Genomic DNA, 13,228 nt, shown 5'->3' with positions numbered 1-13,228 from the left:
CTTCGCACCTAGAACTGCTTGCGAATGTCGATGCCAAGATAGCGCCCGACCGGATCGATCCTGCGCGGATCGAACGCGTCGGGCACACTGCCGTCCTCGTCGACCACGCGACGCTTCCCATCGAATACATTGTCGAACACGAGGGCCACGCGCAGGCCCTTCATCCAGCCTTCGTCGCGCTTGAACACCTCGCCCAGCGTCGCCCAGACGCGCAGATCGACGGTGGCGAGATCGCCGTAGAACAGGTCGCTGCTGCCCGGCAGGCCGCTGCCACGCACGACGGCCTCGCCTTCATATCGGCCGGTCAGCCGCAGCCCGTAACCGCCCCAGAAGAGACCACCCTCGAGCCGGGTGCTGTGGCGTGAGATCGCCCCTCCGCCGATCACCTGCCCGTCGATCTGGTCGAACAATGGCCCGCCCGGCGCGAGCAAGACCTCGTTCTCGAGATTGATCGTGTGGTTGAGGCTGACGAAATAGCGGCCTTGCGAACTGTCGCCGCGACCGAACGGACTGAAGCCGCCGCGCCCGCCCCCGCCGCGCTGCGGCGGGCCGCCCGCCTGCGCTCCGTCGGCCGCACACATCCGCTCACGCATCTGCGCAAGGCGGTTTTGGTCGATTTCGCCATCCGGCCCTTTCAGTCGCTCCAGCATCTGCGGCGGGAGCGCATCGAGGTTCGGCGGATCGGCGCAGATCGCGGTGCGGATAGCCGCGAACCGCTCGCTATTCTCGGCGCTGCAGAACCGCTCGCGCGCCTGCGCCACCTTTTCAGGATCGGGTTGGCCGTCCGGGCCGAGGAGCCGCGCGCGCATCTGTTCGGGCAATTGCGAAAGATCGGGCTGCTGGCCGTCCGGCGCTTCGCAAAACTGCGCGCGCATCTGTTGCATCCGCGCCGGATCGAAACCGCCCGCACCACCCGGGCGGCCCCGCCGTTCACCGGCACCCGCGGGCGGACCACTTGCACCGCCGCGCCCGCCCTCGCCCCGTCCGCCGCCTTCGGACGCCTTGCCAACCGTTCCGCGGGTATTGAGGCCGAAACTGAGCGTCCGGCTCCGCGTCTCGAACAGGGTCACCGGCCGCCGGTCGATGGCCAGCAGGTCGCCACCCGGATCGCGCGTCACGCGGTCGGGAAAGGCGCTTTCGAAGGCTGCACTGAAGCTCGGGCTCGACAGGGTCACATCATCGGACTTGTTGATCGCGTAATCGACCTGGAACCGGGTGTTCTCCCAGAACGGCAGTTCCCAGTTCGCGCCGAACTTCCAGTCGGCCTGCGTTTCAGCCACGAGATTGGGGTTACCGCCGGACACGATCGTCGCGAACACGTCCTGCCCCGTCGCGAAGTCGAACACGGGCACGTTGAAGGTCTCGACCCGCGGGCTCCCGAGGTTCGACAGGCTCGGCGCGACCTCGCGCCAGATACGGGTCGCCTGGAGGTTGAGGTTGTCGAACGGCGACCAGTTGAGGCCCGCCGTCCAGTCCCGCAGCGCCCCGAAATCGGACAGGTCCTCGGCACCGCCGGAGAGGTTCAGGCTGAGACCGCCGATTGCGCCCCAGGCCCCGCCGCGCTCGGCGATGGGGATGTTCACATTGACCCCGCTGCGCAGGCGGCGGCGGGTGCCCTGGAAGCTTGTGTCGGTGCGCGTGTCGTCGCTGTCGATGCGCCTCCAGTCGAGGCCGAGATCGATCGCGACCGAAACTTCGCCCGCAGGCAGGTCGATCGGATAACCGGTGAAGGTCGCCTTGTTCGTGATCGTCCAGGTGTTGCTGTTGGCGATGTCGAAGCCCGCGGCATCGCGCCGGTCGATCTCGGTCTCGGTCAGCGCGCGCACGACATCGGTGGTGAAGGTCGCCTGCCAGTCGCCGATATTGCGGTTGTAGCCGCCCGCAAAGGCGTAGCTGTCGGTGGTCTGGCGCGTCTCGAGCGGCGCGATCGTTCCGCCGACATCGCGCAGGCCCGAAAGGCCGAGGCTTTCCGAGCGCGTCACCGTGCCGTTGAGGCTGATCGACGCGCCGCTGTCGATGAAGGCGCGCGCGTAATTGGCAGTGCCCTCGATCTCCGACGTGTCGGACACGAGGCTGCGGAAGGGCGCGACATCGTCGATGCCGGGAATGGTCGAAGTGACGACGAAGCCGCGCTCTGCCTCGGTCAGCAGGCTGGCGTCCTCCACGTCGAGGTTGAAATTGAGCCGCGCGCCATTGGCGATCTTGAGGTACCCCAGTTCCTGTTCGTTGCGCGAATAGCCGCCATCGGCCGGCATCTCGAACTCGACTTCGGCAGTGAGCGAGCTGAAATCGTCCTTGAGCACGATGTTGACCACGCGCTGGTCGGGCGAGAAGCCGAAGCGCTGCGCCACTTCCTCGGCGAAAACCTCGACCTTGGCGACGGCTTCGGGGGGGTAGCGATTGAACTCGCGGAAGCTCGAGACGCGAATGCCGTTGATGAGGAAGACCGGCCGCCCGCCCCCGCGATCGCCGCGTGCGCTGCCGCTGGCAGGTTCGATGGCCGAGAGGATGTCGGCAATCGAGCTGCCGCCGAACGCCGCGATATCTTCCGCATCGTATTCCGCGACCGGCGGCTGGTCGACGATCAGCTGCCCCTTGATGCGCGTGCTGGTGACCACAATGGTGCCCGGGTCCAGCGTCGGCTCCTCGGCGTCGGGCGTGTCGGCCGGCGGCTGCTGCGAGACGTCCTGCGCCTGTGCCAGCGAAGCCCAGCCGAGGGCAGTCATCGATACGGCGAGAGGGAGAAGCTTTTGCAAGGGAATACCTTCGTCACATAGAAACAGGCCGCCCCCAGCGGAGGCAGCCGTTGCAGGTTGAAAACCCGAGCGCAACCGGGGTTCCGGTCGCGGTTTGTAACAGGTCGAGCGCTGTCGGCCGTTCGTCGGAGAAGACGGGTGCGCGCCGAGGCTTCCCTTTTGGCAGGCTTCCCGCTAAAGGCCGCCGCCACGCAACTACAGCAATTTACGGATAGACAGACTGCATGGCCAAAGAAGAACTCCTCGAAATGCGCGGCAAGGTAGTCGAGCTGCTGCCGAACGCGATGTTCCGGGTAGAGCTTGAAAACGGCCATGAAGTGCTGGGCCACACCGCCGGCAAGATGCGCAAGAACCGCATTCGCGTGCTGGTGGGCGACGAGGTGCTGTGCGAACTGACGCCCTACGACCTGACCAAGGCGCGCATCACCTACCGCTTCATGCCCGGCCGTGGCGGCCCGGGCCAGGGCCCCGGCCCGCAGTAAACGGGCGCCGGGCTTTCCGTGGGTTCGCCCAAGCTCATCCTCGCATCGGCAAGTCCCCGCAGGCGCGAACTGATCGCGCGCCTCGGCGTGACGCCCGACGCGATCAATCCCGCCGATATCGACGAAACCCCGCACAAGGGCGAGCTGCCGCGCGACTATGCCAAACGCATGGCGCGCGAGAAGGCGGAGGCGGCTGCTTCCAGCGAAGGCTTCGTGCTAGCGGGCGATACGGTCGTTGCAGCGGGCCGTCGCATCCTGCCTAAGGCCGAGGACGAGGCAACGGCGCGCACATGCCTCGAGCTGCTGTCCGGGCGCCGCCATCGCGTCCTGTCCGCCATCGCCTTGCGCGCGGTCGACGGTTCTCTGCGCGAACGGCTGAGCGAGACGGTGGTGCTATTCAAGCGCCTCTCGGCTGAGGAAATCGACGCCTATCTCGCCAGCGGCGAATGGCATGGCAAAGCCGGCGGCTATGCCATCCAGGGCATTGCCGAGGGCCTCATCAGCCGTATCCAGGGCAGCCATTCGGGCGTCGTCGGCCTGCCGCTCTACGAGACCCGCGCGCTGCTCAAGGCGGCGGGGTTCCCGATTGCCTGACGCCGGGCCCGAGTGGCTCGTCGAGCAGGGCATCGGCGAGCAGCGCGCGCTGCTGGTCGACAAGGGCGAGGTGCTGGCGGCGAAGCTGCGCTGGCCGGGCGACCTGCCTGCCGGGAAGGTCCTGCGGGCCACGCTGGTGCATCGAACAATGTCCAGCGACCGCGGAACGGCCCAACTTGGCGACGGGACGCAAATCCTGATCGACAACATCCCGCCCGAATTTTCGGAAGGAATGGAGATCAACGTGCAGGTGAAGCGCGACGCCATCTCCGAAAGGGGGCGCTTCAAGCGTGCGCAAGGCCGGCTCGTTGAGGTCGGTCTGCATGGCGGGACGCGAACGGATAGACCGCGCGACGCATTCGAAACCGGGCGGGTGGTGCGGCGCTTTCCGTCCGGGCTGTGGGAAGACGTGTGGGTCTCCGCAGCGACCCGCGAGATCGCTTTCGAGAACGGGTCGCTCCTTTTCGATGTGACGCCGGCGATGACGGTGGTGGACGTGGATGGGACACTGACACCCATCAGGCTCGCCCATGCATCGATCGAACCGCTGGTTCGCGGTCTCGACCTGTTCGATATCGGCGGCCAGGTCGTGATCGACTTCCCGACGCTCGGCGACAAGGTGCCGCGCAAGGAATTCGATCAGGCGCTGCAGAAGGCGCTGGGAAAACGTCCCATGGAGCGCACGGCGATCAACGGTTTCGGCCTCGTGCAGCTGGTCTCGCGCCTCGAAGGCCCTTCCCTCCTCCACCGGTTCGCCACCTCGCGCGTCGGCATGGCGGCGCGAATGGCGCTGCGGCGGGCGGAGATGGTCGAGGGTCCGGGCGTCACGCTGCTGACGGTCCACCCTGCCGTGAAGGCCAAGCTCAAGCCCGACTGGCTCGCCGAGCTCGAACGTCGAACCGCGCGACCCGTGCGCGTCGAGACCGATCCCGGCCTTGCGATCGAGGCGGCGCAGGCCCAGATCGTCCCGCATGACTAGAACCGCCAGAACCTGCCCGATCTGCAAGAAAGCCCGGACGGAGGAATTCGCCCCCTTCTGCTCCAGCCGCTGCCGCGACCGCGACCTTTCGCAATGGTTCGGCGATGGCTATTCGGTGGCCGGACGCCCTGCCCTGCCGGAGGAAATCGCGGCAGAGGTCATGAAGGGCGCAGAAGACTAAATTCCCCCCTTGCCAAGCTGTGCGCGCTTCGCCATAGGCGCGACCTCATTGCTCGCGGGGCCGCATGGCCCCTTCCGCCGAAGCAGTGTGCCCGGGTAGCTCAGTGGTAGAGCAGACGACTGAAAATCGTCGTGTCGGTGGTTCGACTCCGCCCCTGGGCACCACTTCGCTACCCGAGCGATGCCAGCAGCTCCGTCACCCGCACCACGCTCTGCGATAGCGCGCCCAGATCGCGCGGCCGCGTCAGGCGCCAGACCGGGCACTGCGCCACGGTCTGCGCCGCAAGCGCGCCCTGCTCCGCCCAGCGACCCATCGCTTCGAGCGCTTCGGGCCGATAGATCGTCCCGGCAAGCACGGCCGTCATCGCTTCCGCACCGGTTACGGGCTCGAGCGCCACGTTCTCACCCGTTGCAAGCACGACAATCGCGGCCAGTCGCACCGCGTCGTCTCCAGCAAGGTGCACCGGGACCCGGCAATGGAACTTGTCCTCGCGCATCCAGTCGCGCTCGATCACGCGCTCGCGCCAGCCGAAATGATCGACCGCCTCGCCCCACAGCTTGATCCGTGTGCTGGAAGGATGGATCAGCGCTCCGTCCGCAGCGGGCTCGATGCGGCTGAGGTCGTCCGCCACGAGCGCGGCCCCGGCATCGAGCATGGCCGCCGCCATCGTGCTCTTGCCCTCGCCCGCATCGCCGCAGAACAGAACCGAATGCCCGCCCATCTCGACCGCGCTGCCGTGCCACATTGCGTGACCCCGCTGGTAGCCGAGCAGGCCCCAGGCGCTGCCCAGCGTGAACAGCCGGACTTCGCGCGGGTCGGCGGCGAGGCTGGGGTGGAGCACCATCCGCCGCCCGCCGACGATCTCCCAGCCGCCGACACCCTCGACCGCGAAACACACGGTGTCGCCCTTCACAGCAGTGCTGCCATCCGCGGGAAATGAGGGGGAGCGCCGGTCCGAAAGGACGATCTCTACATCGGCGGTTGCAACGTTCTCCACGCGGAACGCCTGCCATTCCGGAAGCTCGATTCCGGAAGCGATCGCAAGGCCGGAGTGACGATAGGAATGCATGGCACCCCGGTGCTGCCCAAGCGGTGGCCGATCTGCAAGCTTCACCTCGCGCCTTACCCACGCTAACCCCTTGCCGATGCACGAAACAGCCAGCAGCGCGCTCTCCGCCTTCGACCTTGCAGCCATCCTCGTGGTGGCCTCCGCGCTGCTCGGCTACCTCAACCACCATTTCATCAAGCTGCCGCATGTCATCGGCCTGACGGTGATGGGCGCGCTTGCCGCAATCGCGCTTACGGTCGTTGATGCGCTGATCCCCGGCATCACGCTGGACGACTGGGTCGCGCGCACGCTGGAGCAGATGAATTTCACCGAGACTCTGCTGCAGGGGATGCTCAGCTTCCTGCTGTTCGCGGGCGCGCTGCATGTCGATCTCGACCGGCTCAAGGTCGCATGGCTGCCGGTACTGCTATTGTCGACCGTCGGCGTGGTGCTTTCGACCGTGCTGGTCGGCCTTGCCATGTGGGGCGTCGGCCTGCTGCTCGCCCTGCCCGTCGCACCGATCTGGTACTTCGTCTTCGGTGCCCTGATCGCCCCGACCGATCCGGTGTCGGTGCTGGGGGTGCTCAAGGAAGAGAATGTGCCCGCCTCGCTCCAGAGCGCGGTCGCGGGCGAAAGCCTGTTCAACGACGGCGTGGGCATCGTCGTCTTCATCATCCTGCTCGGCGCAGCGGTCAGCGGCAACGATTTCTCGCTATCGGAAGGCGCTCGGCTGTTTGCCATCGAAGCGGGCGGCGGCTTCCTCGTCGGGCTGGTATTCGGCTGGATCGGCTATCGCGCCCTCGCCAGCATGGACGAGTACACGCTCGAGGTACTGATAACCCTCGCCATCGTGATGGGTGGCTACGCACTGTGCAGCTATCTCCACATCTCCGGGCCGCTGGCGATGGCTGTCGCGGGCCTGCTGATCGGCAACCAGGGGGTTACCTATGCGATGAGCGACGTGACGCGTGATTACGTCATCAAGTTCTGGGAGCTGGTCGACGAGGTCCTCAACTCGGTCCTCTTCCTGCTCATCGGGCTCGAGATGATTGTGCTCAGTTTCGGCTTCGGGCAGGCCGCTCTGGCGCTCGCCGCAATTCCGCTCACCCTCGCGGCACGCGCGGTCAGCATTGCGGTGTCGACGAAGACCATTCCCGCCGCGCGCCTGACCGACAAGGGTGCGGGCCGCGTGCTGTGGTGGGGCGGCCTGCGCGGCGGCATCTCGATCGCTCTCGCCCTCTCGCTCCCGCCGGGGGAAACGCGCGACCTGATCCTTGCCGCGACCTTCGCCGCCGTCCTGTTCAGCGTCCTCGTCCAGCGCGCCACGCTCGGCCGGCTGATCGAGAAGCTGAAGGAAGACCACGCACTTGCGGTCGAGGACGGGACACCGACCGTGCATTGATTGCTTTCGCAGGGCCGCTTCTGTATGCGGCCCTAGAACGCCCCGGGCCGTGATCGCCGACCGATTCCGCCACCGGGGCGCAAGCTTTTTGAGCGATAAGGAAATCCGCGCATGGCACGTCGCCGCCAGATCTACGAAGGCAAGGCCAAGATCCTCTACGAGGGCCCCGAACCGGGTACGCTGATCCAGTACTTCAAGGACGACGCGACCGCCTTCAACGCCCAGAAGAAGGGCACGATCAACGGCAAGGGCGTGATCAACAACCGCATCAGCGAGTTCGTCTTCACCCGCCTCAGCCATATCGGCATCCCGACGCACTTCATCCGCCGCCTCAACATGCGCGAACAGCTGATCCGCCAGGTCGAGATCATTCCCTTGGAAGTGATCGTGCGCAACGTCGCCGCCGGCTCGCTCAGCAAGCGCCTCGGCATCGAGGAAGGCGAGCTGCTGCCGCACACGCTGCTCGAATATTGCTACAAGGACGACAGCCTCGGCGATCCGCTGGTTTCGGAAGAGGAAATAGCCTGCTTCAATTGGTGCAGCCACGAGGAGATGCAGGACATTTCGTCGATGGCGATCCGCATCAACGATTTCCTGTGCGGCATGTTCAGCGCGATCGACATCCGCCTCGTCGACTTCAAGCTCGAGTTCGGACGCATCTGGGATGGCGACTACAGCCGCGTGATCCTCGCCGACGAGATCAGCCCCGACGGCTGCCGCCTGTGGGATATCAACACCGGTGAAAAGCTCGACAAGGACCGCTTCCGCCGCGATCTCGGCGGCGAGAGCGAGGCCTACCAGGAAGTCGCCCGCCGCCTGAAGCTGCTGCAGGACGACGACCAGGGACCGGGCGAAGTGCTCGACATGAACGCCCACCGCGGCCGCCTCAGGTCCCCGGCGAAGCCTCCGAAGAAGTAGCTGCCTCGCGCCGCTGGCGACGGCTCACCAGTATTTCGGCCTTGCGCGCGTAGGTCATCCTGCGGACTTCGGCCCAGTATGCCTCCTGCTCCCGCATGGCGCCGGGGCAGACGGCCGTTCCCTGTGCAACGACCCTCTCGACTTCCTCGACCAGCGCGCGGCCCAGCGGGTCGTTCGTCATTAAGTCCCGCAGTTCGCGCACCTGTTCTGGTGCGAGGTCCCAGTACCATTCCCGGTGCCAGCCCCAGTCATTCGGCTTCGCTGCAGTGCTGACCTGCAAGGGGCCGCTGCGGCCCTCGACAAAGGCAAGCAGTCGGAAATCGCGGGCTGCCAGAAGGGAACGGGATGTCTCGTCCACAGGTACGCGATCAAAGCCGCTGCGCCTGATCGCTGCGAGCGCGCGGGCGAGTTCGTCTTGCGAGAAGCGCCGCAAGAGGGCTGCCGACACGGCAGCGCGTGCCTCTGCCAGGCAGTTCGGATAGGCTTCGCCACCACGCGGTCTCACAATCCGGCGGATTTCCCGGCGCGGCATGAACTTCGCGTCCTCGGGGTCATCGAAAATCCCGCGCGCAATAGCGACCGACTCCAGTCCGGCGGTCTGGTGATAGCCCGCCGGATCGAGCACCGGGGGCCCGATGATATCTCCGCAGGAGCTGTACTCCGCAAAGGCGGCCTCAAGCGGTGGCGTGAGGTTGAGAGCCAGACTTTCGGCCAGGCTCCCCGCCTCCATTCCGGCGGTCGCTTGGGCGAAATCTGCCAACTCACGCCGGCGCTCGCGAATACGCCCCTCGAGCGCGACCGCCTCATAAGCCTCGGCATGGGCTTCGCGTTCGGCTTCCCAGCGCGCGATCGCGGCCGGGTCTGTCATCCCCTCGGGCGGCGGAATGTGAAGCTCCAGCGGTTTGGTATCTATGTAGACACAGGCCTGCGCCGTACCGGTCATGCCGAAGAACGCGGCAGCGGCTGCAAGGAGGGGCGCGACGCGAGCAGTCATCCACCCAGCCCTATCACACCACATAGCGCAGGGTCAGCCCTGAAGGAGCGATGGCGTAGGCGCATTCTGGCATGAGGTCGCCATCGACCTGGACCGGCGTCACGCAACGGTCGAACTCGATCCGGCGGCACGAGCGGATTTCGGCAATCCCGAGGCGCGCGACCGGCAGGCGCAGCATGACGGCCAGCGATAGCGCGATCGTGCCCAGCCGGGTGGAGCGCCTGAGCGTGATCAGCTCCACCGAATCCGCAGCCAGTGCCGCCTGCGGGCTGAGCCTGAAAGGGCCGGCATAAAGCGCAGCGTGGCTGACAATGGCCGCTTCCGCCTCGTATTCGAACCGCTCGCCATCGGTCAGTTCGCCGCGTACGGTCATTGTCGCGCGCGGCCAGTCGCGCATCTGCTGCAGCAGCGCCACGACATAGGCATAGCGCCCGATCCGTCGCTTCAGCTTGCCGTCGACCCGCGCCACCGCATGGCTGTCGGGTCCGATGCTGAGGCAGGAGACGACGGGCATCTCCCCTAGCCGGTAGAGCGGCGAATGCACCCAGCTCTCGGCGCCGCGGTCCCAGGCCGCGCGCAGCTCGACGGCAAAGCGCTCTGGCTCGCGCGGATAGCCCAGCTCGCGCGCAACGAGATTGATGGTGCCGGAGGAGGCGATGCACAGCGGAACCCGTCCCGCATCCTCGCCCAGCGCCTGGACGACATCGCGCAAGGTTCCGTCACCGCCATGGACGCACACGAGGTCTGCCTGACCCGAGAGGCGCGCGCCTTGCGCCGTCGTCGGCATGGCGCTCACGATGAATCCGTGCCTCTCCAGCGCCGCAACCAGCGCGTCGAGGTGCGCCTGACGGAAGCTGCCCGACACGGGGTTATAGACGAGATCGAGCCTGCTCACCGAAAGCTCCATAAACTGCCAAGCCAGCGATAACACGGTTAAAAGCCGCACTGGCCACGCCAAATTCGGTTCACGGCGTTGTCAGTCGGCCTCGCATAGTGCAGCGCTTAGCCATGACCATCCGTCGCACGTTTGCCGCCGCCCTCCTCTTCTCCACCGCCGCCGTCGCCTCTACCGCTTACGCCGAGACAATCGGTTGGGATCCGGCCGACTGGGAGCAGGCGGGGACCGATCTCACCCCTGCCGACGGCTGGCATTTCGGCAAGCTCGACAATGGCATGCGCTATATCGTGCGCAGGAACGACCGGCCGGAAGGCACGGCGCTGGTCCGCATGCTCGTCCATGCCGCGGCGCTCGACGAGCGCGAAGAGGAGCGTGGCTATGCCCATTTCATCGAGCACATGGCGTTCAACGGCTCGACCAATGTGCCCGAAGGCGAGATGGTCAAGCTGCTCGAACGGCTCGGCCTCGCCTTCGGGGCGGACACCAATGCCTCGACCGGTTTCGACTACACGCAATACAAGCTCGACCTGCCGCGCGCCGAGGAGGATCTGCTCGACACGGCGCTGATGCTGATGCGCGAGACCGCGAGCGAGCTGACGATCGCGCAGGAGGCGGTGGAGCGGGAGCGCGGCGTCATCCTGTCCGAACGGCGCGTGCGCAACACGTACCAGTTGCAGAATATCGAGGACAGCCTCGCCTTCTCCTATCCCGGAGGGCGCGTGTCCGAGCGCCTGCCGATCGGCGTGCTCGCGACGCTGGAGGCCGCCAGCGCCGCAAGCCTGCGCGCGTTCTGGGAGCGGGAATATGTGCCTGCCTCGACGGTCCTGGTGGTCGTCGGCGACTTCGACCCGGCTACCGTCAAGGCGAAGATAGAAGCCCGTTTCGGCGACTGGCGCCCTGCCGCCTCGCCCGAGCAGCCGCCTGCCGGGCCGGTGGATACGGCACTGGCCGATGCCTATGACATCTATCTTCACCCCGCGCTCGACGAGACGGTTTCGCTGGCCCGCCATGCACCCCATGTCGAGGAGACGGACAGCACGGACAAGCGCGCCCGCGCCATGCTGCGCGCGCTGGGCGACCGGATCGTCGATCGCCGCCTGCAACGGCTGGCGCGCAGCGAAGACCCACCTTTCCGCGCGGCGCGGCTGTCGTTCGGCAGCCTGCTCGACATCGCCCGCACCACCGAACTGACGATCGTTACCGAAGACGGTGGCTGGAAGCGCGGCCTCGACGCGGCGCTCGACGAATACCGTCGGGCGATGGCCTTCGGTGTCAGCGAGGCAGAGGTGGCGGAGCAGGTGGCAAACCAGCTGAACGCGCTCGAAACCGCCGCTGCACAGGAAGCGACGCGGGGCAATGCGGCATGGACGGGAGCGGCGCTTGCGCTCGCACAGGGAGAGGCCGTGCCCGACGCGGCCGATGACCAGTTGGCCCGTTTCCGCGCCCTGATCCCCTCGATTACGCCGGAGGCGGTGCTGGCGGCCCTGCGTGAAGACTGGCCCATGCTCGACCGCCCGATTGTCCGCTTCACCGGCAAGAACGCGCCGGAGGGCGGCGAGGCCGCCTTGCGCAGTGCGGTCACAACGGCGTTCGCACGCACGCCCGACCCCAGCAAGGATGCCGGCGTCACGCAATTCGCCTACACCGACTTCGGCACCCCCGGAACGGTGGTCGCGGACACCACCACCGAAGCACTCGGCATCCAGACCTTGCGCTTCGCCAACGGGGTGATGCTGAACCTCAAGCCGACCGATCTGGAAGACGACCGGATCCGGCTCGAACTGACCGTGGACGGTGGCGGGCTCCTCGACACACGGGAGAACCCGCTCGGCACCGAATTGACCGGCCTGATCGCAGCCGGGGGTCTCGGCAGGCACAGTCTCGACGAGCTGCAGACCATCCTCGCCGGGCGCACGGTCGGCGCGCAGATCGCGAAGGGCGCGGACAGCTTCAGCGGCACCGCAACGACCACCGAGCGCGACCTCGAATTGCAGCTGCAACTGCTGGCCGCCTTCCTCGTCGATCCGGGCTATCGCGCCGAGGGCCTGGGCACCTGGCGGCAGGGCCTGCCCGCCTTCTTCGCCCGGCTCGGCAAGACGCCCTCCTCGGCCTATGCCGAAGCCTCGGGTGCAATCGTTTCGGACAACGACCCGCGTTTCTCTCGCCAGCCGCTCGAGGCGTACCAGGCGCTCGATTTCGAACTTCTGCGCACCACGATCAGCGACCGGCTGGTCAATGGTGCGCTGGAGATCGGGATCGTCGGCGATTTCGACAAAGCGGAGGTGATCGACGTTGTCGCGCGGACTTTCGGCGCGCTGCCCCGGCGCGAGGCAGAATTCCGTCCCTACGACCAGGGCGAGCGCGCGCGAACCTTCACCGCGAACCGCACGGTCCACACCATCACCCACGCCGGTGAGAAGGACCAGGCGCTGCTCCGCTTCGTCTGGCCGACCGCCGATGACAGCGACTGGGAGCGGTCATCCAGGCTCAGCCTGCTGGCGCGGGTCGCGCGGCTGATGCTGACCGACACGCTGCGCGAGGAACTCGGCAAGACCTACGGCGTCGAAGTCGGTGCCTCGCAGAGCGACGTGTGGGACAATTACGGCACCTTCGCGATGGGCGCGCAGGTTGATGCCGGCGATATCGCGGCGACGCGCGAGGCGCTGCTGGGCGTGCTGGCGAAGCTGCGCAGCGAACCGATCGATGCCGACCTCCTCCAGCGCGCGCGCCAGCCCGTGCTGGAAAGCTTCGACAACCGCCTCAAGAGCAATGCCGGCTGGCTGAGCTATGTCGACCGCGCGCAAAGCCGCCCGGACGACATCGAACGGTTCCTCACAGCCAAGGACCGCTACCTCGCGATTACGCCGGAGCAGCTGCTGGAAACGGCGCAGGCCTATCTCGATCCCGCTCAGGCAGTCGAGTTCCGCGTGGTGCCGGAAGACCGATAGTAAAAGGGGGCCGGACCGTACGGTCCAG

The 13,228-nt window shown here is 66.8% G+C and carries 11 protein-coding genes and 1 tRNA gene; 8 read left to right on the top strand and 4 right to left on the bottom strand.

The features are described 5' to 3' along the window. Positions 1-8 precede the first annotated feature (8 nt). Positions 9-2,726, bottom strand: a complete 2,718-nt coding sequence (locus K3172_RS06695; protein ID WP_221588126.1) for a TonB-dependent receptor plug domain-containing protein — start codon at positions 2,724-2,726, stop codon at positions 9-11. 254 nt (positions 2,727-2,980) lie between these two features. On the opposite strand from K3172_RS06695, the gene infA reads away from it, so the two are divergent. From infA to K3172_RS06670, 5 genes are all read left to right on the top strand, one after another. Next, positions 2,981-3,238 carry a translation initiation factor IF-1 gene (gene infA / locus K3172_RS06690; RefSeq protein WP_011413465.1) on the top strand — a complete coding sequence of 86 codons (258 nt, stop codon included), beginning with the start codon at positions 2,981-2,983 and terminating at the stop codon, positions 3,236-3,238. Between the two features lie 18 nt (positions 3,239-3,256). Further along, on the top strand, positions 3,257-3,832 hold the full coding sequence (locus K3172_RS06685; RefSeq protein WP_221588124.1) for a Maf family protein: 576 nt from the start codon (positions 3,257-3,259) through the stop codon (positions 3,830-3,832). Further along, a complete protein-coding gene (locus tag K3172_RS06680) occupies positions 3,825-4,811 on the top strand; it encodes a ribonuclease E/G (protein ID WP_221588122.1) in 987 nt (328 codons plus the stop codon). Before K3172_RS06685 ends, K3172_RS06680 begins: the two co-directional genes overlap by 8 nt. Beyond that, positions 4,804-4,992, top strand: coding sequence for a DNA gyrase inhibitor YacG (yacG, locus tag K3172_RS06675; protein WP_221588120.1), 189 nt, complete (start codon positions 4,804-4,806; stop codon positions 4,990-4,992). The genes K3172_RS06680 and yacG overlap by 8 nt, the downstream gene beginning before the upstream one ends. A gap of 89 nt (positions 4,993-5,081) precedes the next feature. Continuing rightward, positions 5,082-5,156, top strand: a tRNA-Phe gene (locus K3172_RS06670). 5 nt (positions 5,157-5,161) lie between these two features. On the opposite strand, the gene K3172_RS06665 is transcribed toward K3172_RS06670, so the two are convergent. Next, positions 5,162-6,061: a hypothetical protein gene (locus K3172_RS06665; RefSeq protein WP_221588118.1), complete on the bottom strand. Its 900-nt coding sequence runs from the start codon at positions 6,059-6,061 to the stop codon at positions 5,162-5,164. Positions 6,062-6,137: 76 nt separating this feature from the next. Between K3172_RS06665 and K3172_RS06660 the strand changes: the two genes are divergently transcribed. Together K3172_RS06660 and purC are read left to right on the top strand one after the other, a co-directional pair. Beyond that, a complete protein-coding gene (locus tag K3172_RS06660; protein WP_221588116.1) occupies positions 6,138-7,442 on the top strand; it encodes a cation:proton antiporter in 1,305 nt (434 codons plus the stop codon). 111 nt (positions 7,443-7,553) lie between these two features. After that, complete coding sequence (gene purC, locus K3172_RS06655) at positions 7,554-8,360, top strand: phosphoribosylaminoimidazolesuccinocarboxamide synthase (RefSeq protein ID WP_221588114.1); 807 nt, start codon at positions 7,554-7,556, stop codon at positions 8,358-8,360. Here the strand turns inward: purC and K3172_RS06650 are convergent. Further along, the gene (locus tag K3172_RS06650; protein ID WP_221588112.1) at positions 8,329-9,303 is read right to left on the bottom strand and encodes a hypothetical protein; all 975 of its coding nucleotides are present in this window, start codon (positions 9,301-9,303) and stop codon (positions 8,329-8,331) included. The genes purC and K3172_RS06650 overlap by 32 nt on opposite strands. Before the next feature lie 64 nt (positions 9,304-9,367). Continuing rightward, a complete protein-coding gene (locus K3172_RS06645) occupies positions 9,368-10,249 on the bottom strand; it encodes a diacylglycerol/lipid kinase family protein (RefSeq protein ID WP_221588111.1) in 882 nt (293 codons plus the stop codon). Between the two features lie 113 nt (positions 10,250-10,362). On the opposite strand from K3172_RS06645, the gene K3172_RS06640 reads away from it, so the two are divergent. Continuing rightward, entirely contained in the window at positions 10,363-13,200 is a 2,838-nt protein-coding gene (locus K3172_RS06640) for a M16 family metallopeptidase (protein ID WP_221588110.1), read from the top strand. Positions 13,201-13,228 lie beyond the last annotated feature (28 nt).

The organism is Qipengyuania proteolytica (assembly GCF_019711565.1).
In the GTDB taxonomy this organism is placed as follows: domain Bacteria; phylum Pseudomonadota; class Alphaproteobacteria; order Sphingomonadales; family Sphingomonadaceae; genus Qipengyuania; species Qipengyuania proteolytica.
The sequence above is the reverse complement of the archived record's forward strand: the minus strand, read 5'-3'. Positions and strand labels throughout refer to the sequence as shown.

Bases quoted from the DNA above. Each gene is read 5' to 3' on its own strand.
- K3172_RS06695 (WP_221588126.1), bottom strand. From the start codon at position 2,726: ATGACTGCCCTCGGCTGGGCTTCGCTGGCACAGGCGCAGGACGTCTCG.
- infA (WP_011413465.1), top strand. From the start codon at position 2,981: ATGGCCAAAGAAGAACTCCTCGAAATGCGCGGCAAGGTAGTCGAGCTG.
- yacG (WP_221588120.1), top strand. From the start codon at position 4,804: ATGACTAGAACCGCCAGAACCTGCCCGATCTGCAAGAAAGCCCGGACG.
- K3172_RS06665 (WP_221588118.1), bottom strand. From the start codon at position 6,061: ATGCATTCCTATCGTCACTCCGGCCTTGCGATCGCTTCCGGAATCGAG.
- K3172_RS06660 (WP_221588116.1), top strand. From the start codon at position 6,138: ATGCACGAAACAGCCAGCAGCGCGCTCTCCGCCTTCGACCTTGCAGCC.
- purC (WP_221588114.1), top strand. From the start codon at position 7,554: ATGGCACGTCGCCGCCAGATCTACGAAGGCAAGGCCAAGATCCTCTAC.
- K3172_RS06650 (WP_221588112.1), bottom strand. From the start codon at position 9,303: ATGACCGGTACGGCGCAGGCCTGTGTCTACATAGATACCAAACCGCTG.
- K3172_RS06640 (WP_221588110.1), top strand. From the start codon at position 10,363: ATGACCATCCGTCGCACGTTTGCCGCCGCCCTCCTCTTCTCCACCGCC.